Below are 21301 nucleotides of genomic sequence, written 5' to 3'. Positions count from 1 at the left end.
ACCCTAGCCCCGCGTCCTCAGCCGCGCGCGGCCTTCGCGGCGGCGGGCAGCGCGTCGAGGATCCGGCCGATCGCCGCGTCGTCGTGCGCGGCCGTGACGAACCACGCCTCGAAGGCCGATGGCGGCAGCGAGACGCCGCCCTCGAGCATCGCGTGGAAGAACCGTCCGTAGGCGTCGGCATCCTGCGACGTCGCCGTCGCGTAGTCGGGCACGCCGTTCACGACGGACTCGCCGAAGAAGATGCTGAACAGGGTCCCCGCCCACTGCACGACGTGCGGCACCCCGGCATCCGTCAGCGCAGCGGATGCCGCGTCCGCGACGGTGTGCGCGACGGAGTCGAGCGTGCGGTACACCGCGTCGTCGGCGTGCGTCAGGGTCGCGAGTCCCGCGGCGACGGCGACCGGGTTCCCCGACAGCGTGCCGGCCTGGTACACCGGACCGGTCGGGGCGAGGAGGTCCATGATGTCCGCGCGACCGGCGACGGCGGCGACGGGGAGCCCGCCGCCGATGACCTTGCCGAAGGCGATGAGGTCGGGGACGATGTGCTCCCCCGCCGCATCCAGCACACCGGCGTAGCCCGAGCGCGAGGACCGGAAGCCGGTGAGCACCTCGTCGGTGATGAGGAGCGCCCCGTTGCGGTGCGCGATCTCCGACAGGAACGCCGTGAATCCGGATGCCGGGGGCACGACGCCCATGTTGGCGCCGGCGGCCTCGGTGATGATCGCGGCGATCCGGCCCTCGTGAGCGCGGAAGACCTCCTCGACGGCGGCGCGGTCGTTGTAGCCGATGACGAGCGTCTGCGCCGCGATGGCCGCCGGGACGCCCGCCGATCCGGGCAGGGCGAGGGTCGCGAGACCCGAGCCGGCCTGCGCGAGCAGGCCGTCGGAGTGACCGTGGTAGTGCCCGGCGAACTTGACGAGCAGGTCGCGGCCGGTCGCGGCGCGCGCGAGGCGGATCGCCGTCATCGTCGCCTCGGTGCCGGTCGAGACGAGGCGGATCTTCTCCGCGGCGGGGACGCGCGTGCGGATCTCCTCGGCGAGCTCGGTCTCGGCGGCCGTCGGCGCGCCGAACGAGAGTCCGCGGCGGGCGGCCTCGACGACCGCGTCGATCACGGCGGGGTGCGAGTGGCCGAGCAGGGCGGGCCCCCAGCTGGCGACGAGGTCGACGTAGTCCCGGCCATCGGCATCCGTCACGTAGGCGCCCTGCGCAGACACCATGAACCGCGGCGTCCCGCCGACGGACCCGTAGGCGCGGACGGGCGAGTCGACACCTCCGGGGATCACTCCGCGGGCACGGTCGAACAGCTCCTGGTTGCGGCTCATGCGAGTTCCTTCCCGGCGCGCAGCCAGTGCGCGACCTCGACGGCCCAGTAGGTGAGGATGACGTCGGCGCCGGCCCGGCGGATGCCCAGCAGACTCTCGCCGATGGCCCGCTCGCGGTCGATGAGGCCCGCCGCGGCGGCGTGCTCGATCATCGCGTACTCCCCCGACACCTGGTACGCCCACACCGGCACGTTCGAGCGGTCCGAGACGCGGGCGAGCACGTCGAGGTACGGCATGGCGGGCTTGACCATGACGACGTCGGCGCCCTCGGCGATGTCGACGAGAGCCTCCTCGACGCCCTCCCGCGCGTTCGCGGGGTCCATCTGGTACGTCCGGCGGTCGCCCTGCAGCGTCGACTCGACGGCGTCGCGGAAGGGGCCGTAGAAGGCGGAGGCGTACTTCGCGGAGTAGGCGAGGATCGCGACGTGGGCGAAGCCGGCGGCATCCAGTCCTGCGCGGACCGCAGCGACCTGGCCGTCCATCATCCCCGAGAGGCCGAGCACGTCGGCGCCGGCGCGGGCCTGCGCGACGCCCATCTCGGCGTATACCTCGAGGGTCGCGTCGTTGTCGACCGAGCCGTCGGCGGCGAGCAGGCCGCAGTGTCCGTGGTCGGTGAACTCGTCGAGGCACAGGTCGGCCTGCACGGTGAGACGGCCCGCGGCGGCGCGCGCCGCGACGGCGATCGCCCGGTTCAGGATGCCGTCGGGGTCGGTCGCGCCGCTGCCGACCGCGTCGCGCATGGCGGGCACGCCGAAGAGCATGATCCCGCCTATGCCTGCTGCGGCCGCCTCGTCGACGACGTCGGCGATCGCGTCGAGCGGATGCTGCGACACGCCGGGCATGCTCGAGATGGGCTGCGAGGAGTCGATGCCCTCCTTCACGAACACCGGCAGCACGAGCTGCGAGGGGACGAGGTGGTGCTCGGCGGCGAGACGGCGGAGCGCGGGGGTGCCGCGCAGGCGGCGGAGGCGGCGGGTGGGGAACGAGGTCATGAGGACTTCTCCGAGGGGACGCGGGCGTCGAGCTCGGCGATCAACGCGTCGATGCTCTGGCTCTGGGCGGTGTGACCGACGGTGAAACCGAGGGCCGTGGCGTCGCGGGTCGTGCCGGGACCGATCGAGGCGACGAGGGTGGATGCCGGGAGGGTCCCGACCTGCCTCCGGAGCTCCCGGCCGACGCTCAACGACGTGAGGAGCACGACGTCGATCTCGCCGGAGCGGAGCCCGTCGGCGACGGCGGGGTCGAGGTCGACCCCGACCGTGCGGTAGGCGATGCAGACGTCGACGCCGAACCCGCGGACGTCGAGCTCGTCGCTCACGACGGCCTGGGCGAGATCGCTCCGGACGACGAGCGCGCGGCCCGTCCTCGACGGGGCCCGATCGGCGCACCATTGGGTGACAAGGGCGGTCGCCGAGGAGGCGCCGGCGGGGACGAAGTCGACCTCCCAGCCCGCGTCGGCGACGGCGCGGGCCGTCGCACGACCGACGGCGGCGATGCGGGTCGTCGCGGGGATCGCGACGGCGTGCTGGCGGAGCTGCTCGACGCTCGCGGCGCTCGTGACGAACAGCCACGCGTAGGCACCGTCGGCGAGGGCCGTGAACGCGCGGTCGCGGGCGGCCGTGTCGCGCGGCGGCGCCGACGAGATGAGAGGGGCGACGACGGCCTCCGCGCCCCGGGCGTGCAGGTCGACGCGGACGCGTTCCCCCCACGCCCCAGCGCGGGGCACCAGAACGCGAGCGCCGTGCAGGCCGCCGGTCATCGGGACGACCCGGCCAGGTCGGCGAGGTCGGCGGCACCGCCCTCGAGCAGCTCGGCGACGACGTCGGCCGCAGCCGCATCGACGTCGACGTCCGGATCGAGGAGCCGCGAGGCGGCGACGGAGCGGCGGCCGTCCTCGGCGTAGACGTGCGCGATCAGGGTCACGGTGCCGCCGTGGTGCTCCGCGTCGATCGCGACGGGGGCGGCGCAGCCGGCCTCGAGCCGGCGCAGCACGGCGCGTTCGAGGGTCGCGGCGAGGGCCGTGTCGGCGTCCTCGATGAGGCGCACGGCGTCGGCGACGGCGGCATCCCCGTCGCGGATCTCGACGGCCAGCGCACCCTGCGCGGCGGACGTCGGCCAGTCGAGCACCTGCGTGATGGCGGCGTCGCGGCCGATGCGGCGAAGGCCGGCCTCGGCGAGGACGATCGCGTCGTACTGGCCGTCGGCGACCTTGCGCAGGCGACTGTCGACGTTGCCGCGGATGCCCTCGACCACGAGATCCGGGCGCCGCGCGAGCACCTGGGCGACGCGGCGCGGCGAGCCGGTGCCGACACGGGAGCCGGCGGGGAGCTCGTCGAGGGACAGCCCGTCGCGGGAGTGCAGGACGTCGCGCTGCGACGCGCGGACCGGCACCGCGCCCACGACGATGCCGGGGAACGGCGCCGTCGGCAGGTCCTTCATCGAGTGCACGAGGAAGTCGCACTCGTCCCGCAGCAGCGCGTCGCGAAGGGCCGTGGCGAAGACACCCGTGCCGCCCATCTGCGCGAGCGGCCCCGTGAGGACGTCGCCCTCGCTCGTGATGGGAACGAGTTCGACGTCGCGACCGGATGCCGCGGCCACGGCATCCGCCACGTGCTGCGACTGGGTCGTGGCCAGCAGGCTCGCCCGGGTCCCCAGGCGCAGGGTCACGGCGCCACGCCCGACAGCGCCGGCTGGAAGCCGAGGCGCTTGTTCTCGCAGCAGCCGGGACGGCAGACGTCGTACCAGGGACCGAGGTCCGTCACGGCGGGGCGCTCGGCCGCGGGTGTGCCCGCGAGGCGCTCCTCGACGAGGTCGACGAGACCGGCGACGTAGGTGGGGTGGGTGCTCGGGGTCGCGGTGCGGACGGCGACGAGGCCGAGCTCCTCCGCGGTCTCCATCGCCTCGGTGTCGAGGTCCCACATGACCTCCATGTGGTCGCTCACGAACCCGAGCGGAACGATGAGGACGGCCTTTCGACCACGATCCGGCAGGTCCTGCATCGCGTCGTTGATGTCGGGCTCGAGCCACGGCACCTGCGGCGGGCCGGACCGGCTCTGGAAGACGAGCTGCCAGGCGCCGGGGAACCCGAGCCGCGAGACGATCTCCTCGCCGACGGCCAAGTGCTGAGCGACGTACGCGCCTCCCGGGCCGAATCCGCGCTCGGGCGGACCCGAGCGGTCGGCGTCGGAGGTGGGGATCGAGTGGGTCGAGAACAGGATCTCGACCTCGTTCGCGAGGTCGGTGATGCCGCGCTCGGCGAGCTCGGCGATGCCCGCTCGGATCCCGTCGACGAAGGGCGCGACGAAGCCGGGGTGGTCGAAGAACTGGCGCACCTTGTCGATCTGCACGTCGGTCTGATGCCCGGTGGCCTCGACGGCGTCCGCGAGGTCCTCGCGGTACTGCCGACACGAGGAGTACGAGCTGTAGGCGCTCGTGGCGATGGCGAGGAGCTTCCGCCGCCCGTCGGCGACGGCGGCGTCGATCGCGTCGGTGACGTACGGCATCCAGTTGCGGTTGCCCCAGTAGACGGGCAGGTCGAGTCCGCGGGCCGCGAGTTCGGCATCGAGCGCCGCCTTCAGCTCGCGGTTGTGCTCGTTGATCGGCGACACCCCGCCGAAGTGGCGGTAGTGGTGCGCGACCTCCTCGAGACGCTCGTCCGGGATGCCGCGGCCCGCCGTGACGTTGCGGAGGAACGGGATGACGTCGTCCTGTCCCTCTGGTCCGCCGAAGCCCAGCAGCAGGATCCCGTCGTAGTCGACGGGGATCGTGGCGTGCGGATCGCCCGCCCGCGCGCCCTCGGACGCATTCGGGATGACGGCGCCCTCGGCGACGACCACGCCGTGCGCGCGCGGCGGCTTGGGACGGAACTCCGGGTTCACGGATCCGATGTTCTCTGCACTCATGACAGGACCTCCGCCAGTTCGTCGATCTCCACGCGCCGCCCGGTGTAGAACGGCACTTCTTCGCGGACGTGACGTCGCGCGTCGGTGGCCCGGAGCTCGCGCATCATGTCGACGAGGCTGATCGGGTCGTCGCTCTCGAGCGGCAGCAGCCACTCGTAGTCGCTGAGCCCGAACGTCGACACCGTGTTCGCGACCACGTCGCGGAAGACGGCGCCCTTGCGGCCGTGCTCGGCCAGCATGCGCGAACGGTCCTCCTCGGGGAGCAGGTACCACTCGTAGCTGCGGACGAAGGGGTAGAGGCAGAGCCACCCGCGCGCGTGCTCGCCGCGGAGGTACCCGGGGACGTGGCGCTTGTTGAACTCGGCCTCGCGGTGCACGCCCATCGCACTCCACACGTTCGTGAAGGATGCGAGGACGGCGGTCCGACGCAGCTGCCGGAGCGCCTTCTGGAGGGCGGCGGGGTCCTCGCCGTGCAGCCAGACCATCAGGTCGGCTTCGGCCCGCATGCCGGTCACGTCGTAGAGCCCGCGCAGGGTCACGCCGTCCGGAGCGAGCCCGTCCGCGACGGCGCGCAGCGCGTCGAGGTCGCCCGCCGTCGGTGTGCCGATGCGCGGACGCGGTCCCGCGAGGATCGCGAACAGGGTGTAGCCGAGGCCGGGATCAGGCGTCTCGTCAGTGGACATGACGTACTCCTTCGGAGGGGGTGGGAGGGGTGGTGAGGTCGCAGGCGAGGGCGCGCGCGTGCGGGATGACCGAGGCGAGCCCGGTCCCGGCCGCGACGGCTCCCGCGAGACGGATGCCGCGCTCCGCCGCCGCGGCGGCGACCGCCTGGCGGACGGGCGGTGTCGCGACGGCGTCGGGCCACGAGACGGGGACGACACGGCGGACGTCCCCCGGCGAGACCCGGACCCCGGTCAGGGTGCGGATGGCGGCGGCGGCACCGGCGGCATCCGTCAGTTCGTCGTGACGGCCCTCGCGAGCGGACAGCCGCACGAGGTGAGACCCGGCGGGGAGGGCTGCGGCGGCCCATTGCCACTTCGCGTCGACGTGGGTCAGGGCCTTCGCGGCGCAGTCGACGTCAGGGGCCGCGATGACGCCCGACCCGATGGGGAAGGCGTCGAACCCGTCCGAGGCGACCTCGGCGACGACGAGCCCGACGGGTGGCGCCGGTGCGACGTCGACGCCCAGGAGTTCGGCGGCGGCGGTCGGCCCGGTCGCGATCACCACGGAGGCGGTCGACAGGGTCTCGTGGCCGAGGTCGACGGAGGTCGCGGTGACGGCACGCACCGGCGTCCCCGTGCGGATGACCGCGCCCGCGCGGAGCGCCACCGCCTCGAGCTCGGCGGCGAGACGCCACAGGCCACCCTCGACCCCGCGGACGGCCGACCCCGCACGGACGGCGGGCGCGAGCGCATCGACGGCGGCAGTCAGCGAACCGGCGGCCTGCGCCTTCTCCCACAGCACGGGGTGAAGCGAGGACAACCGGACGGACTCCGCGCTCTGCGAGTAGACGCTCCGACACAGCGGCTCGACCAGCCTGGCCGTGACGCGAGCGCCGAAGCGGCTGGTCGTGAGCTCGGCGAGCGACGGCTCGGCGCCGACGGGCATGGGCAGGAGGCGCTCCCGGGCCGCCCGCCGGGCACCGCGACGACCGAGGATGCGCACGACGTCGGCCGCGAGAGGTTCCGCGGGCATGCCGACGAGCGCCCGACGCGGCAGCGGCGCGCGGTCCACCCGGCCGGACCGACGGCGGAAAGCGACGTGCGCTCCCCCGGGGGCGGGTTCGACCAGCTGCACGGGCAGCCGCGCGTCGGCGACGAGATCGGCGACGCCCGTCGCGCGTGTGGCAAAGGATTCGGCGCCGAGGTCGACCTCGAGGCCCGCGGCCACGCCGCGTCGCAGCATCCCCCCGGCGTCGTCGGATGCTTCGAGGAGGACGACGTCACGACCGGCCCGCGCGAGCTCCCACGCGATCGTCAGACCGGCGATACCGCCACCCACGATGATCACGTCGTGGGTCGCCTCGTGGGTCACGGCGCCCGCCAGTCGTGGACCGTCCGCACCACCGCCGAGATCGCATCGGGGTCGGCCTCCATGGGGACGCCGTGACCCAGGTTGAAGACGTGCGCGCGCGCGGCGAGGCCGTCCTCGAGGATGCGGTGGACCTCCGCCGTCCGCACGGCCTCGGGGGCGAACAGCAGCGCGGGATCGAGGTTGCCCTGCAAGGTCAGGTCGCGCCCGATGCGCTGACGCGCGTCGGCGAGGCGGACCCGGTAGTCCACGCCCAGCGCGTCGATGTCGGGGGTGGCCATGTCGGCGAGGATCTCGCCGGTGCCGACGCCGAAATGCACGAGCGGCAGGCGATCGACGCCCTCGGGGAGCGGGAGCGATCGCGCGTGCTGCAGCGCGGCGACGGATGCCGGGAGCACCGATGCGCGGTAGTCGTCGGGGTTCAGCCCACCCGCCCACGAGTCGAACAGCTGGCCCGCGCTCGCGCCCGCCTCGATCTGGAGGGCGAGGAAGCGGCCGGTGACCTCGGCGAGCCACATCGTGAGGTCCCGCCATGCGGCCGGGTCCTCATGGATGAGGCGCCGGGCCGCGAGGTGATCCTTCGACGGACCGCCCTCGACGAGGTAGGCGGCGAGGGTGAACGGGGCCCCGGCGAACCCGATGAGCGGCAGCGGCTCACCGCGCTCTTCGGAGAGGTCGGCGAGCATGGCGGTCGTCCGGCCCACGGCATCCGCGATCGCCTCGCCGCGCTCGGTCACGAGCGCGGGATCGATCGCCGTGGTGCGGGCTATGTCGGCGGCGGTCCGCAGCGGCTGGGAGAAGACGGGGCCGCGGCCCGCGGCGATCTCGACGTCGATGCCCAGGAGGGCGAGCGGCACGATGATGTCGCTGAAGAAGATGGCCGCGTCGACGCCGTGACGGCGGACCGGCTGCATCGTGATCTCACTCGCCAGGGCGGGGTCGAGGCAGGCCTCGATCATCGTCCCCTGCGACCGCAGCGCACGGTACTCCGGCAACGAACGACCCGCCTGGCGCATGAACCAGACGGGGGTGATGTCGGGGCGGTCGCCCAGAAGTGCGCGGACGAGCCGCGACTCGCGGGTGCGTGCGGCGACGAGGGGGTGGCTGAGGCCGGGAATGATGAACTCCTCGAATCGGTTAATCGATATACTAGTCGCGATCCAAGGGGGTTCTCCGCACCGTGCTCGTCTGCCTGACCGCGCATCAGCGCTCCACACCGTTCGACTCGCTCGAGCGGCTCTCGACGGTCGGCGACGACCTCGCAGAGCGTCTGTCCGCGGTCCACGACTCGGTGCGCGGCGCCGTGGTCCTCGCCACCTGCAACCGCTTCGAGGCCTACTTCGACCTCGCCGAGGAGCCCGACCTCGCCTCCCCCGTCCCCGCGATGGATGCCGCGATGGAGGCCATCGCCGGCGCCGCCGACATGGACTACCGGGCTCTCCGCGAGAACGTCGACTTCGCACACGGCAATCAGGTCGCCCATCACCTCTTCACCGTCGCCTCCGGCCTCGACTCGGTCGCCGTCGGCGAGGACGAGATCGCCGGCCAGGTGCGCCGCGCGCTCGAGGCGGCCCGCGGGCGCGGACTGACCACCGCTCCCCTCGAGCACCTCTTCCAGCGCGCCACCGAGACATCCCGCGCCGTGAAGAACACGACGCGGCTGGGTGAATCCGGCCGCTCGCTCGTCCGTCTCGCGGTCGACCTGGTGAGCTCCCGCGTCGACTGGGACACCGCCCGCGTCCTGCTCGTCGGCACGGGTCGTTACGCCGCCGCTGCACTCGCCGCCCTCCGCGCGGTCGGGGCCACCGACATCCGCGTCCACTCCCGGTCGGGTCGTCAGCGCTTCGCGAACCGCGAGCACCTCGTCCACGTGAGCGTCGACGACTATGCGGCCGAGGCCGCCGCCGCCGATGTCGTCGTGACCTGCACCGCGACGACCGACACGTTCGCCCTCGAAGCCTTCTCGCACGCGACCGCCCGCGCCGGCAGCACGGCGGCGCAGGTCGTCATCGACCTCGGCCTCCCCCGCAACGTCGACCCCGAGGTGGCGCTCCTCCCCGGTGTCGAGCTCCTCGACCTCGAGACGATCCGCCTGCACGCGCCCGTCGACGAGGCCGAGACCGTCGGTCAGGCGCGCGAGATCGTCCAGGCCGCGGCTCAGCGCCACGCCGCGGCCCGACGGGTCCACGAGGTCGCGCCGTCGGTCGTCGACCTCCGCGGATTCGTCCACGGTGTCCTCGACGAGGAACTCACCCGAGCCCGTCGCCGCGGCGACTCCCCCGAGGTGGAGACGGCGCTCCGCCACTTCTCCGGCGTCCTCCTACACCAGCTCATCGCCCGCGGTCACACGCTCGCGTCGTCGGGGGCGGGTGCCGACTGGGCCGACGCGATCCGCACGGTGCTGCCGGGCACCCGCGAGGGCATCTCCCCGGACGAGGGCGAACAGCCGTGAGTCCGAGCGTCACGCTGAAGGACATCGCGCGCGCCGCCGGCGTGTCGACGGCGGCCATCAGCCAGGCGCTCAACGACCGCGGCAGCATGCGACCCGAGACGCGCGAGCGGATCAAGGCGCTCGCCGCCGAACTCGGCTACGTCCCGAACCGTCACGCGGCCGCACTCCGGAGCGGGCGGACCATGACCGTCGGTTTCGTCATGGTCGACGACCCTGAGAGCGATCGACGCGGCGAGCTCCAGCGTGCCCGCAAGCTCATCTCGCTCGTCCGCGCCTCAGCGGAGCACGGGTTCACGGTCACAGTCCTCTCGGACTCGAACCCCGACCTCATCTCGGGGACGACCCTCGACGCGCTCTACGTCCCCGACGCCCGCGGCAATCAGCCCCTGCTGCACGCGGCGATCGCCCGCGGCATCCCGATCGTCGCGGACGACCAGTTCGTCGACGGCTCGCGGGGGCTCAGCATCCGCACGGGCTACGACGCGGCCGTCCGGGCGGGGCTCGACGAACTCGAGCGGGCGGGCGCCCAGCGCATCGTCTTCCTCACCGAGGACGGCCGACAGCCTCGAGACGAGATCGGCCGGGCCGCGTACGAGATCTGGAGCTCGGTCCGCGGGCGCGAACCCCTCGTCCGGGCGGTGGATGCGTCCCGCCGCACCCTCCCGCGCCTCCTCACGGACGCCCTCGCCGACGGCGCCGACGCGATCTTCGCGGGCGCGGAGGACGGCCCCGACGTCTACCTGCAGCTCGAGGAGATGCGCCTCGTCATCCCCCGCGACGTGCAGCTCGTCGCCCTCTGCACGACCGACTGCGCGGTCAACCGCAGGCTCGGCGTGACGCACGTCTGCATCCGCCCGGACCTCGCCGCCGAGGCGATGTTCGAGACGTTGCCCGCGGCACTCCTCGACGACGCACCACGGGTCGTCGACCTGCCCTGGGAACTCGTGCCGGGGTCGACGACTCGGCCGCCCCTCACGATCGACTCGAGGCGGAAGCCTCGGCCGAAGCGGGCTCAGTCGCTGAAAGCCCCGTAGACCTCGAGCGTGTTCTGCGCGAGCTGCGCGCAGAACTCGTCGACCGGCATCCCCAGCTCGGCCGCCATGAAGCGCACCGTGACAGGCACCAGGTACGGCGCGTTGGGGCGTCCGCGGTGGGGCGTCGGCGTCAGGAAGGGCGCGTCGGTCTCGACAAGGATCCGCTCGCGCGGGGTCACCGCAAGGGCGTCGCGGAGGTTCTGAGCATTCTTGAACGTCACGTTGCCGGCGAAGCTCAGCCAGTACCCGCGCTCGGCGCTGTAGCGCGCCATGTCGGCGTCGCCCGAGAAGCAGTGGAAGACGGTCCGCTCCGGGGCGCCGACGCGCTCGAGGGTCTCGAGGACCGCCCCGTGGGCGTCGCGGTCGTGGATCTGCATCGCGATGCCGTGGCGCTTGGCGATGTCGATGTGCGCCTCGAAGCTCTCGATCTGCGCGGGGATGCCGCTCTCGTCCGTCCGGAAGAAGTCGAGCCCCGTCTCCCCCACGGCCCGCACGCGCGGCTGGGCCGCGAGCTCGTCGATGACGGCGATCGCCTCGTCGAGACGGCCGGCCTGCTTGTAGGCGGGCGCTTCGTTGGGGTGGATGGCGACCGCGGCGAGCACGGCGGGGTGGGATGCCGCGGCCCACGCGGACCAGCGGGAGGAGTCGATGTCGCCGCCCGCCTGGACCACGCCGATCACGCCGACCGCGGCCGCGCGGGAGAGCTGCTCGTCGAGACCGCGCGGCTCGTCACCGTCTTCGATCTCGAGGTGCGCGTGGTTGTCGTAGACGGCGACCGGAAGGGGCTCGGGGGCGTCCGGCCAGCGCACGTCCCGGGCGGATTGCTCGCGCTGGCGGACGTAGCCGCTCGGGTCGGTGGGGTCGGTCGTCATGCCGTCTGCTCGACGCGCGGGAACAGCGGCGCGAGGGTCTTCACCCGGCTGCCCGCGGGGAGCTGGCTCCACGTGCCCGCCTCGCGGAGCGGCTGCGCGGTGAGCTCGCCGGGGGCGCCCAGGGCATCCCAGAGCGTCGCAGTCGACTGCGGCATGACCGGCGACAGCAGGACCGCGAGCGCGCGGAGCCCTTCGGCGGCCGTGTAGAGCACGGTCGACAGCCGTTCGCGCTTCGCCTCGTCCTTGGCGAGCGCCCACGGCTCGTTCTCGGTGATGTACCCGTTGAGGTCGTCGACGATCCGCCAGATGGCGGCGATGGCCTCGTCGGGGCGGAACGCGGTCATCGCGGCATCCGCAGCGGTCGCAGCTTCCGCCACCGTCCGCTGCACCCGGAGGTCGATCTCGGTGGGCTCGCCGGCGGTCGGCACGACGCCGTCGAAGTACCGGCCGATCATGGCGACGGTGCGCGAGGCGAGGTTGCCGAAGCCGTTCGCGAGCTCGGCCTGATAGCGCGCCGAGAGGTCCTCCCACGAGAACGAGCCGTCCTGGCCGAAGGCGATCGCCGAGAGGAAGTAGTAGCGGTAGGCATCCGATCCGAAGACATCGGTGATCTCGGTCGGTGCGATGCCCGTGAGCTTCGACTTCGACATCTTCTCGCCGCCGACGAGCAGCCAGCCGTGCGCGAAGATCCCCTTCGGGACCTCGAGCCCTGCGGCCATCAGCATGGCGGGCCAGATGACGGCGTGGAAGCGCAGGATGTCCTTGCCGACCACATGGTAGGCCGGCCAGCGGCGTTCGAACTGCTCGGGGTCGTCGCCGTACCCGACGGCGGTCGCGTAGTTCAGCAGCGCGTCGACCCACACGTAGATGACGTGCGAGTCGTCCCACGGCACGCGGATGCCCCAGTCGAACGCGGAGCGCGAGATCGACAGGTCCTTGAGGCCCGATCGGACGAACGAGACGACCTCGTTGCGCGCCGAGTCCGGACGCACGAAGTCGGGCTGTGTCTTGTAGAGCTCGAGGAGCCGGTCCTGGAACTCGCTGAGCTTGAAGAAGTAGTTCTTCTCCTGCAGGAGCTCGAGCGGCTTCGAGTGGATCGCGCACACCTTGAGGCCCTCGAACGGTCCGGTGCCGTCGACGATCTCGGCCTCGGGCTTGAACTCCTCGCAGCCGACGCAGTACAGCGCCTCGTACTCGCCCGCGTAGATGTAGCCGCTGTCGTAGAGCGCCTGCACGAAGGTCTTCACGCGCTCCTCGTGGCGGGGCTGCGTCGTGCGGATGAAGTCGTCGTTGGCGACGTCGAGCGTCCTCAGGAGCGGGAACCACGACTCCTCGACGAGCTTGTCGACCCACTCCTGCGGCGTGACGCCGTTCGCGGTCGCGGCGCGGAGCATCTTCTGCCCGTGCTCGTCGGTGCCGGTGAGCATCCAGGTGTCGTCCCCCGACTGGCGGTGCCAGCGCGCGAGCGTGTCCACCGCCACCGACGTGTACCCGTGCCCGATGTGGGGCAGATCGCTCGGGTAGTAGATGGGGGTGGTGATGTAGAAGGAGCCGCCGGAAGTCACCTGGAGATTCTACGGGCGACGCGGCACCCGCCGTCGTTCATGACGGGTGCTCCGCCCTCGGAGGCTCAGGCGCTCGCGCGCGGCACGAGCGTCGTGGGCAGCACGATCGATCCGCCGGCGCCCCCGTCAACGACGTCGAGGAGCACCTCGACCATCCGGCGCGAGATCTCGGTCCACGGCTGACGCATCGTGGTCAGCGGCGGGTCGGTCGTCGCCGCGAGTCCCGAGTCGTCGAATCCCGCGACCGCGACGTCCTCGGGCACGCGCCGTCCGGCCTTGCGGAGAGCGGCGATCGCGCCCACGGCCATGACGTCGGATGCCGCGAACACCGCGTCGATGTCGGGAGCGCGCCCGAGGAGACGGGTCATGGCGGCCTCGCCTGCGACGCTGGAGTAGACGTCCTGCTCCACGAGGGCCGGGTCGAACTTCTCACCCATCTCCTCGCGGAACCCCACCAGCCGGTAGCGACCGCCCGGAGTGTCGTCGGGTCCCGTGATGACGGCGATGCGCTCGTACCCGCGGTCGAGGAGGTGGCGGGTCATCTCCCGCGCCGACCCCTCCTCGTCGACCGACACCGTCGGGACGTGGGCGCGGTCCCCGAGCGGGACTCCCGAGCACACCGTCGGCACCCCGGCCGCCGTCAGCGAGGCGAGGAGCGGGTTGGACTCGTGCGACGAGATGAGGAGCACACCGTCGACGTGCCCCGCGCGGACGTACCGCTCGATGTTGGCGTACTGCGACGGATGCTCCGCGATGAGCAGCACGAGGGTCATGTCCCGAGCGGCGAGAGCTTCGGTCGCGCCGCGGAGCAGCAGGGCGAAGGTGGGGTCGGCGAACAGGAGGTGCTGCGGCTCCGTCAAGAGGAACGCGACCGAGTTCGCCCTGCCCGTGGCGAGGGCCCGCGCGGCGTGACTGACGGTGTAGCCCGTGGCCTGGATGGCGGCTTCGACCGCGAGGCGGGACTCCTCCGACACCCAGCGACCGCCGTTGATGACCCGCGAGACGGTGCCGTGCGAGACGCCCGCGACCTCCGCGACGTCGCGGATGGTGGGACGCCTGCGCTCGGAGGGGAGGACCACGCGCCGACTCTATACCCCGGGCGCCCTCCGCCCGGACGGGGACTGGGACCGGTCACAATCCGGTAACGGGGGCCGGTCTGGCCGCGGCATCCCGCATAGACTCCGTCACGAACCTGTTACCGGTCCCAGCCGCCTCTCGGAGGCGCGACGGGGACGGAGCCCGATCGATGAGGATGGCTCTCGCACCATGACGACCCCCGCTTGGCCGCACCTGGACGGCATCGCCTACGGCGGTGACTACAACCCGGAGCAGTGGCCCCGCGAGGTGTGGGACGAGGACGTGCGCCTCATGCGCGAGGCCGGCGTCACCATGGTGAGCATCGGCATCTTCTCGTGGGGTCTCCTCGAGATCCGCGAGGGCGAGTTCGACTTCGCGTGGCTCGACGACATCATCGCCCTCCTCCATGAGAACGGCATCGCCGTCGACCTCGGCACCCCGACCGCCTCTCCCCCGGCGTGGTTCTTCGCGCAGTACCCCGAGGCCCGCACCGTCACGAAGGACGGCGTGCCGATGGGCTTCGGCGCCCGCGGCATGGTCTCGCACTCGGCGCACGAGTACCGCGCAGCGATCGCCCGCATCGCCGGCGCTCTCGCCGAGCGCTACGGCGATCACCCGGCCGTCGTGCTGTGGCACATCCACAACGAGTACGGCGTGCCCGTCGGCGAGGACTTCTCCCCGCACTCCGTCCGGGCCTGGCGTCTCTGGCTGCAGGCGAAGTACGGCGAGATCGCCGGCCTCAACGCCGCCTGGGGCACCGCGTTCTGGGGGCAGCACTACGAGGAGTGGGACCACGTCGGCGCACCCGCCGCCGCCCCGTCGACCATCAACCCCGCGCAGAAGCTCGATTGGGCGCGGTTCACGGACGAGATGCTGCGGGAGTGCTTCCGCATCGAGAAGGCCGCGATCCGTCAGCACGCCTCGCAGCCCATCACGACGAACTTCATGGCCAACCAGCACCATGGCGTCGACCTCTGGGCCTGGGCGGACGAGGTCGACATCGTCTCGGACGACCACTACCTGTGGGCGGCCGACGAGGAGGGCGAGATCGGCCTGGCGATCGCCGCCGATCTCAGCCGCTCCGTTGGAGCCGGCAAGCCCTGGATCCTCATGGAGCACTCCACCTCCGCCGTCAACTGGCAGCCGCGGAACGTCGCGAAGCGCCCCGGTGAGATGACGCGGAACTCGCTGAGCCACCTCGGGCGCGGAGCCGACGGCATCCTCTTCTTCCAATGGCGCGCGGGACGCTCCGGCGCCGAGAAGTTCCACTCCGCGATGCTGCCGCACGCCGGTACCGAGTCGCGTGTCTTCCGCGAGGTCGTGGACCTCGGAGCGAAGCTCGGCCGTCTGGCCGAGGTACAGGGCTCGCGCGTCGAGGCCGACGTCGCCGTCCTGTGGGACTTCGAGTCGTTCTGGGCGCAGGACCTCGAGTGGCGCCCGTCCGAGGATGTCAGCCACGACGAGCGCATCAGGGCTTTCTACGAGCGGCTCTGGCGCGACGACATCACCGTCGACTTCGCCCTCCCCGGGCATGACCTCTCGCGCTACCGTCTCGTCGTCGTCCCGTCGCAGTACCTGCTGACCGCAGCGGATGCCGCGAACCTCACCGCCTACGTCGCGCAGGGCGGCACCCTCGTTGTCTCGTTCTTCTCCGCCGTCGTCGACGAGAACGATGCCGTCCACCCCGGCGGCTACGGCGCCGTGCTGGCGGATGCGCTCGGCGTCCGCGTCGAGGAGCACCTGCCCCTGCGCGAAGGACACGTCACCGGCATCCGCGTCGACGATCACGTCTTCGCCGCCGACATCTGGCAGGAGGATCTCGTCGTCACCACCGCCGACGTCCACGCGACCTACACCGCCGGGCCCGCCGAGGGCCGTCCCGCCGTGACGCGGAACGTCCACGGTGACGGTGTCGGCTGGTACATCAGCACACGACCGGATGCCGACGGCCTCCGCGCGATCATGCGCGAGGTCTACGCCGACGCGGGTGTCGACGTGCCCGGCACGCCTGACGGCGTGGAGACGATCGTGCGCCGAGGAGCCGACTCCGACTACCTCGTCGCGATCAACCACGGCACCGAACAGGTGTCGCTCACGACCACCGGAACCGACCTGCTCACGCAGGCCGACGTCCGGGACACGCTGGTGCTGGCAGGAGGCGACGTCGCCGTCGTCCGCCTGGCGCACACAGCCCACCGGGGCGATCGATGACCGATCGACTCGCGACGGGACACCGTCGAACGCACTGAGAGAGAAGCCGTCGCAGCCACCCGGCCGCGACGATCACACACCGGTCGTGACGGCGCGACCTCGCCAGAGGCCCGCCGGATCGACCACACCCGGAAGGAAGATCCATGCGCAAGATGGGTATCGGCATCGCCGCATTGGCGGCGGGCTCCCTCCTGCTGGCCGGTTGCGCCGGCGGTAGCAGCACCACCACCCCGGCACAGTCGGAGTCAGCGGCTCCGATCGACGCGAGCGGCGTGACCCTCACCGTCTGGACCGACGAGAACCGCGAGCCCGCCATCAAGGCCGCCGCGAAGACGTTCGAGGAGGAGACCGGCGCGAAGATCGATCTCGTCCAGAAGAACTTCGGCGACATCCGCAACGACTTCACCAACCAGGTGCCCACGGGCAAGGGGCCCGACATCACGATCGGCGCGCACGACTGGCTCGGCGGTTTCGTGCAGGCGGGTGTCGTGGCGACCGTCGACCTCGGCGAGAACGCCTCCAAGTTCGAGAAGGTCGCGACCGACGCGTTCACGTACGACGGCCAGACCTACGGTCTGCCCTACTCGCTCGAGAGCGTCGCGCTCGTCCAGAACACCGACCTCGTCGGCGAGGACGCACCCGCGACCTTCGACGACATGATCGCGGCGGGCACCAAGTCGGGCGCCGAGCGTCCGTTCGTCATCAACACGGAGAGCTCGAAGGGCGACGCGTACACGATGTACGGGCTCCAGACCTCGTTCGGTGCGCCGGTGTTCGTGCAGGACTCCTCCGGGTCCTACACGAAGGACGTCGGCATGGGCGGCGAGCCCGGCACCGCATTCGCCACGTGGCTCGGCGAGCACGGCGAAAAGGGCTCGGGCGAGATCTCGACCACGATCGACTACGACACCAACAACGAGCTGTTCGCCTCGGGCAAGGCCGCGTACACGATCCAGGGTCCCTGGGCCGTCAAGGCGCTGACCGATCAGGGCGCGAAGATCAAGGTCAACCCGATCCCGTCGGCCGGCGGCGAGACGGCATCCCCGTTCGTCGGCGTGCAGGGCTTCTACATCAGCGCCGAGAGTGCGAACGCCCTCGTCGCCCAGGAGTTCGTCACCAAGTACCTCGCGACCTACGAGGCGCAGAAGGCCCTCTACGAGGCGGACCCCCGCATCCCGGCCTGGTCCGACCTGGCCGAGGAGGTCTCGTCCGACCCCGTGATCGCCGGTTTCGCCGCCTCGGCGAAGAACGGTGTGCCCATGCCGAGCATCCCTGAGATGGGTTCGGTCTGGGACCTCTGGAACGCCGCTCAGGTGCAGGTCATCAAGGGTGCGGACCCGAAGGGGACCTGGACCAAGATGGTCGCCGACCTCGAGAAGACCATCGGCTGACACGCTTCCGGGGGCGGGGCTGCGACGCCTCGCCCCCGGAGACCACTTTCCTCGAGAGGGAGACGACATGACGGCTCTGCAGAGCCCCACCCTGCCGGAAGAAGCACCGCCGGCTGCGGAGTCCCACGCCCGGCGCTGGTCAGGCCTCGGCTGGGGCTTCCTGGTCAAGCTGGTGCTGATGGGCCTCATCAACGCGGTGGGCCTGCTGGGCATCATCGCCGCGTTCCAGGCACAGTCCTGGATCGTGTTCGGCGTCGCCCTGGCGCTGCTCCTCGCAGCCGACGTCGTCTACTTCACCAAGAAGGCACTCCCGCTGAAATACCTGCTGCCGGGACTGTCGTTCCTGCTCGTGTTCCAGGTGTTCATCTTCCTGTACACGGGGTACATCGCCTTCACGAACTACGGCGCCGGCCACATCGGCTCGCAGGAGCAGGCGGTCGCCGCCTCGCTCGCCCAGGGGGAGCGCCGCGTCGAGGGTGCCCCCACCCTCCCCCTCACCGTCGTCGAACGCGGCGGCGACCTCGGCTTCGCCGTCGTCGAGGACGGCCAGCTCCTGGCGGGCTCCGCCGACGACCCGCTCAGCGCGGTCGGCCCCGCTCCCGCCTCGGGCGCCGCGACCGAGGTCCCCGGCTGGTCCGTCGTCCCTCGCAACCAGATCATCGGCGACCAGGCGACGCAGCAGGCCGTCATCGACCTCCGCGTCCCCGTCTCGGACGATCCCAACGACGGCTCGATCCGCACGCGCGACGGGTCCAGCGGCGCGGTGTACCAGTCCACGATGACCTGGGATGCCGAGACGCAGACGATCACCGACAGTGCGACGGGTCTCGTCTACACCGCGAGCCCCACCGGCAACTTCGTCGCCGACGACGGGACGACACTCCCCACCGGGTGGGTCGTGAACGTGGGCTTCGACAACTTCGTGAAGCTGTTCACCGACCCGACCATCCTCGAGACCCTGGGACTCGTCACCGGATGGACCTTCGTGTGGGCCGTGCTGTCGGTCCTCATCCCGTTCGCGATGGGGCTCGTCTTCGCGCTCATCTTCAACGACCCGCGGGTGCGGGGGCGGAAGATCCTCCGGACCCTGTTCATCCTCCCGTACGCGTTCCCGGCGTTCATGTCCGCGCTGCTGTTCCGCGGCATGTTCAACGCGGAGTTCGGCGTCATCAACGAACTCTTCTTCGGCGGCGCGAACATCGACTGGCTCGGCGATCCGTGGCTCGCGCGCGGCGCCGTGCTCTTCGTGAACGTCTGGCTCACCTACCCGTACTACTTCCTCGTGTGCACCGGCGCCCTGCAGGCCCTTCCGCAGGATGCGCTCGAGGCGGCCTCGATCGACGGGGCGGGCCGGTTCCGGCAGCTGCGGGCGATCATCCTGCCGCTCGTGCTCGTGTCGACGGCGCCGCTGCTGATCTCATCCTTCGCGTTCAGCTTCAACAACTTCACGATCATCTACATGTTCAACGCCGGCGGGCCCGCGATCCCCGGCGCACCGTATGCACTCGGGTACACCGACATCCTCATCTCGGCGATCTACGACATCTCCGGGGTCTCGGGCGGCAAGGCCGACTACGGCCTCGCGAGCGCCCTGTCGATCCTCGTGTTCGTCGTGGTGGGCGCCGTGTCGGCCCTCGCATTCCGTCAGACCAAGAAGCTCGAGGAGTACCAGTGATGTCCGCTCCCTCCCCCGCCGCGACCACCGCGACGATCACGACCGGTTCGTCCGCGACTCGCACCGCCGCCCTGCGTCCCGCGCAGCGCAAGCGCTGGGTGCTCGAGGTCGGCTGGAAGTACCTGATCGCCGCGGGGCTCCTCTTCTACGCGATGTTCCCACTCGTGTACGTCCTGTCGGCGTCGTTCAATCCGAACGGCACCTTGTCGGCGGCGAACGCGTTGTTCTCCGTCATCGACATCGGCAACTACGCCGCCCTCGCCGACACGAGCTACTGGGCCTGGTACGGCAACACGCTCCTCGTCGGCGGCGCGTCCGCGGCGGGAGCGGTCCTCATGGGCGCGGCGGCTGCTTACGCCTTCTCGCGATTCCGGTTCTCCGGCCGGCGGATCAGCCTGACGGCGCTCCTGATCGTCCAGATGTTCCCGCAGGCGCTCGCGTTCGTCGCGATCTTCCTGATGCTGCTGACCCTCGGCGAGGTGTTCCCGGTCCTCGGGCTCAACTCGAAGATCGCTCTCATCTGCGTGTACCTCGGTGGCGCGCTGGGCGTGAACACGTTCCTCATGTACGGCTTCTTCAACACGATCCCGATGGAGATCGACGAGTCGGCCAAGATCGACGGCGCCACCCACGCCCAGATCTTCTGGCGCCTCATCATGCCGCTCGTGACCCCGATCCTCGCCGTCGTCGGCCTCCTCGCCTTCATCGCGGCATTCGGCGACTACATCATCGCGAAGATCGTCCTCGTCTCGGAGGACAACTGGACCCTCGCCGTCGGCATGTTCCAGTGGGTCTCGAACCAGCTGGCGAGTAACTGGGGACTCTTCGCCGCCGGGGCGATCCTCGCCTCGATCCCCGTGCTGGCGCTGTTCCTGTCACTGCAGCGCTACATCGTCGGCGGTCTGACCGCCGGTTCCGTCAAGGGCTGAGCGGCTTCTTCGCCGCAACAGCCGCGCGGTAGAGGTCTCGCGAGGGCAGTCCGGTCTCTCGCGAGACCTCGCCGGCGGCATCCTTCAACCGGATGCCGGAGGCCACGAGCGCCTGCACCTGGGCGACGGCGTCGTCCTCGCTGACGGCACGGACGCTCGCCCCCTCGACGACGACGACGATCTCGCCGCGGACGCCCTGGGCGGCCCACTCCGCCAGCTCGCCGAGCGGGCCGCGGACGACCTCCTCGTGCAGCTTCGTCAGCTCGCGGCAGACGGCCGCGCGGCGGTCCACCCCGAACGCCTCGGCCATGGCCGCAAGCGTGTCAGCGAGACGGGACGGCGCCTCGAAGAAGACCATGGTGCGCGCCTCGGAGGCCAGGGCGCCGAAGACCGTCCGCCGCTCCCCCGCCTTGCGGGGCGCGAAGCCTTCGAACGTGAATCGGTCCGTCGGGAGGCCCGCAAGGGCGAGCGCGGTGATCACGGCGCTCGGACCCGGGAGCGCCGTCACGTCCACGCCCTGCTCGACGGCGGCCGCGACGACCGCATAGCCGGGGTCGCTCACCGTCGGCATCCCGGCGTCGCTCAGCAGCAGGACGTCCTCGGTCGCGGCGAGCGCGACGAGCTCCGCGGCGCGCTGCTTCTCGTTGTGGTCGTGCAGGGCGATGAGGCGCGGCCGATTCTCGATGCCGAGGGCCTGCAGAAGGCGCTGGGTGGTGCGGGTGTCCTCGGCGGCGACGATCGTCGCGTCCTCGAGGGCGGTGCGCAGGCGCCCGGTCGCGTCGCCCAGATTTCCAATCGGGGTCGCGGCGAGGATCAGCACCGCCCCAGCATAGGCTGGTC

At 71.5% G+C, this 21301-nt stretch carries 18 protein-coding genes; 6 read left to right on the top strand and 12 right to left on the bottom strand.

Translation table 11 applies throughout. The features are described 5' to 3' along the window. Positions 1–17: 17 nt before the first annotated feature. Genes hemL through hemE form a run of 8 tightly spaced genes read right to left on the bottom strand, consistent with a single transcriptional unit; the run spans position 18 to position 8376 of the window. On the bottom strand, positions 18–1322 hold the full coding sequence (gene hemL, locus MRBLMI1x_RS09845; RefSeq protein WP_363458524.1) for a glutamate-1-semialdehyde 2,1-aminomutase: 1305 nt from the start codon (positions 1320–1322) through the stop codon (positions 18–20). Then, complete coding sequence (hemB, locus tag MRBLMI1x_RS09840) at positions 1319–2314, bottom strand: porphobilinogen synthase (protein ID WP_020097025.1); 996 nt, start codon at positions 2312–2314, stop codon at positions 1319–1321. The genes hemL and hemB overlap by 4 nt, the downstream gene beginning before the upstream one ends. Beyond that, entirely contained in the window at positions 2311–3081 is a 771-nt protein-coding gene (locus MRBLMI1x_RS09835; RefSeq protein WP_311870089.1) for a uroporphyrinogen-III synthase, read from the bottom strand. The genes hemB and MRBLMI1x_RS09835 overlap by 4 nt, the downstream gene beginning before the upstream one ends. Continuing rightward, on the bottom strand, positions 3078–3989 hold the full coding sequence (hemC, locus tag MRBLMI1x_RS09830) for a hydroxymethylbilane synthase (RefSeq protein ID WP_363458521.1): 912 nt from the start codon (positions 3987–3989) through the stop codon (positions 3078–3080). The genes MRBLMI1x_RS09835 and hemC overlap by 4 nt, the downstream gene beginning before the upstream one ends. Then, on the bottom strand, positions 3986–5224 hold the full coding sequence (locus MRBLMI1x_RS09825; RefSeq protein WP_363458519.1) for a ferrochelatase: 1239 nt from the start codon (positions 5222–5224) through the stop codon (positions 3986–3988). Before MRBLMI1x_RS09825 ends, hemC begins: the two co-directional genes overlap by 4 nt. Then, complete coding sequence (gene hemQ, locus MRBLMI1x_RS09820; protein WP_018188386.1) at positions 5221–5907, bottom strand: hydrogen peroxide-dependent heme synthase; 687 nt, start codon at positions 5905–5907, stop codon at positions 5221–5223. The genes MRBLMI1x_RS09825 and hemQ overlap by 4 nt, the downstream gene beginning before the upstream one ends. Further along, positions 5897–7258, bottom strand: a complete 1362-nt coding sequence (locus MRBLMI1x_RS09815) for a protoporphyrinogen/coproporphyrinogen oxidase (RefSeq protein WP_363458516.1) — start codon at positions 7256–7258, stop codon at positions 5897–5899. Before MRBLMI1x_RS09815 ends, hemQ begins: the two co-directional genes overlap by 11 nt. Beyond that, positions 7255–8376 carry a uroporphyrinogen decarboxylase gene (hemE, locus tag MRBLMI1x_RS09810; RefSeq protein WP_414685638.1) on the bottom strand — a complete coding sequence of 374 codons (1122 nt, stop codon included), beginning with the start codon at positions 8374–8376 and terminating at the stop codon, positions 7255–7257. The genes MRBLMI1x_RS09815 and hemE overlap by 4 nt, the downstream gene beginning before the upstream one ends. Positions 8377–8435: 59 nt before the next feature. Between hemE and MRBLMI1x_RS09805 the strand changes: the two genes are divergently transcribed. Together MRBLMI1x_RS09805 and MRBLMI1x_RS09800 are read left to right on the top strand one after the other, a co-directional pair. Further along, positions 8436–9707: a glutamyl-tRNA reductase gene (locus MRBLMI1x_RS09805; RefSeq protein WP_018188389.1), complete on the top strand. Its 1272-nt coding sequence runs from the start codon at positions 8436–8438 to the stop codon at positions 9705–9707. Then, entirely contained in the window at positions 9704–10741 is a 1038-nt protein-coding gene (locus MRBLMI1x_RS09800) for a LacI family DNA-binding transcriptional regulator (RefSeq protein WP_020097018.1), read from the top strand. The genes MRBLMI1x_RS09805 and MRBLMI1x_RS09800 overlap by 4 nt, the downstream gene beginning before the upstream one ends. Here MRBLMI1x_RS09800 and MRBLMI1x_RS09795 read toward each other — a convergent pair. From MRBLMI1x_RS09795 to MRBLMI1x_RS09785, 3 genes are all read right to left on the bottom strand, one after another. Then, positions 10720–11613, bottom strand: coding sequence for a TatD family hydrolase (locus MRBLMI1x_RS09795; RefSeq protein ID WP_020097017.1), 894 nt, complete (start codon positions 11611–11613; stop codon positions 10720–10722). The genes MRBLMI1x_RS09800 and MRBLMI1x_RS09795 overlap by 22 nt on opposite strands. Beyond that, positions 11610–13178, bottom strand: coding sequence for a methionine--tRNA ligase (gene metG / locus MRBLMI1x_RS09790; protein WP_363458513.1), 1569 nt, complete (start codon positions 13176–13178; stop codon positions 11610–11612). Before metG ends, MRBLMI1x_RS09795 begins: the two co-directional genes overlap by 4 nt. Before the next feature lie 65 nt (positions 13179–13243). Continuing rightward, positions 13244–14257, bottom strand: a complete 1014-nt coding sequence (locus MRBLMI1x_RS09785; protein WP_018188393.1) for a LacI family DNA-binding transcriptional regulator — start codon at positions 14255–14257, stop codon at positions 13244–13246. Between the two features lie 187 nt (positions 14258–14444). On the opposite strand from MRBLMI1x_RS09785, the gene MRBLMI1x_RS09780 reads away from it, so the two are divergent. The 4 genes from MRBLMI1x_RS09780 (at position 14445) to MRBLMI1x_RS09765 (ending at position 20461) form a co-directional block, all read left to right on the top strand. Next, positions 14445–16466, top strand: a complete 2022-nt coding sequence (locus tag MRBLMI1x_RS09780; protein WP_363458511.1) for a beta-galactosidase — start codon at positions 14445–14447, stop codon at positions 16464–16466. 143 nt (positions 16467–16609) lie between these two features. Further along, entirely contained in the window at positions 16610–17857 is a 1248-nt protein-coding gene (locus MRBLMI1x_RS09775; protein ID WP_018188395.1) for a sugar ABC transporter substrate-binding protein, read from the top strand. Between the two features lie 67 nt (positions 17858–17924). Further along, the gene (locus MRBLMI1x_RS09770; RefSeq protein WP_116228860.1) at positions 17925–19532 is read left to right on the top strand and encodes an ABC transporter permease subunit; all 1608 of its coding nucleotides are present in this window, start codon (positions 17925–17927) and stop codon (positions 19530–19532) included. Beyond that, complete coding sequence (locus MRBLMI1x_RS09765; RefSeq protein WP_018188397.1) at positions 19532–20461, top strand: sugar ABC transporter permease; 930 nt, start codon at positions 19532–19534, stop codon at positions 20459–20461. Before MRBLMI1x_RS09770 ends, MRBLMI1x_RS09765 begins: the two co-directional genes overlap by 1 nt. Here MRBLMI1x_RS09765 and rsmI read toward each other — a convergent pair. After that, positions 20451–21281, bottom strand: coding sequence for a 16S rRNA (cytidine(1402)-2'-O)-methyltransferase (gene rsmI, locus MRBLMI1x_RS09760; protein WP_116228859.1), 831 nt, complete (start codon positions 21279–21281; stop codon positions 20451–20453). The genes MRBLMI1x_RS09765 and rsmI overlap by 11 nt on opposite strands. Between the last annotated feature and the right edge of the window lie 20 nt (positions 21282–21301).

The sequence above is a fragment of the Microbacterium sp. LMI1x-1-1.1 genome (assembly GCF_040676205.1).
Taxonomy (GTDB): Bacteria; Actinomycetota; Actinomycetes; order Actinomycetales; family Microbacteriaceae; genus Microbacterium; species Microbacterium aquilitoris.
The sequence above is the reverse complement of the archived record's forward strand: the minus strand, read 5'-3'. Positions and strand labels throughout refer to the sequence as shown.

Excerpts from the sequence above, each read along its gene's own strand:
- hemL (WP_363458524.1), bottom strand. The coding sequence starts at position 1,322 with ATGAGCCGCAACCAGGAGCTGTTCGACCGTGCCCGCGGAGTGATCCCC.
- hemB (WP_020097025.1), bottom strand. The coding sequence starts at position 2,314 with ATGACCTCGTTCCCCACCCGCCGCCTCCGCCGCCTGCGCGGCACCCCC.
- MRBLMI1x_RS09835 (WP_311870089.1), bottom strand. The coding sequence starts at position 3,081 with ATGACCGGCGGCCTGCACGGCGCTCGCGTTCTGGTGCCCCGCGCTGGG.
- MRBLMI1x_RS09825 (WP_363458519.1), bottom strand. The coding sequence starts at position 5,224 with ATGAGTGCAGAGAACATCGGATCCGTGAACCCGGAGTTCCGTCCCAAG.
- hemQ (WP_018188386.1), bottom strand. The coding sequence starts at position 5,907 with ATGTCCACTGACGAGACGCCTGATCCCGGCCTCGGCTACACCCTGTTC.
- MRBLMI1x_RS09795 (WP_020097017.1), bottom strand. The coding sequence starts at position 11,613 with ATGACGACCGACCCCACCGACCCGAGCGGCTACGTCCGCCAGCGCGAG.
- MRBLMI1x_RS09780 (WP_363458511.1), top strand. The coding sequence starts at position 14,445 with ATGACGACCCCCGCTTGGCCGCACCTGGACGGCATCGCCTACGGCGGT.
- MRBLMI1x_RS09775 (WP_018188395.1), top strand. The coding sequence starts at position 16,610 with ATGCGCAAGATGGGTATCGGCATCGCCGCATTGGCGGCGGGCTCCCTC.
- MRBLMI1x_RS09770 (WP_116228860.1), top strand. The coding sequence starts at position 17,925 with ATGACGGCTCTGCAGAGCCCCACCCTGCCGGAAGAAGCACCGCCGGCT.
- MRBLMI1x_RS09765 (WP_018188397.1), top strand. The coding sequence starts at position 19,532 with ATGTCCGCTCCCTCCCCCGCCGCGACCACCGCGACGATCACGACCGGT.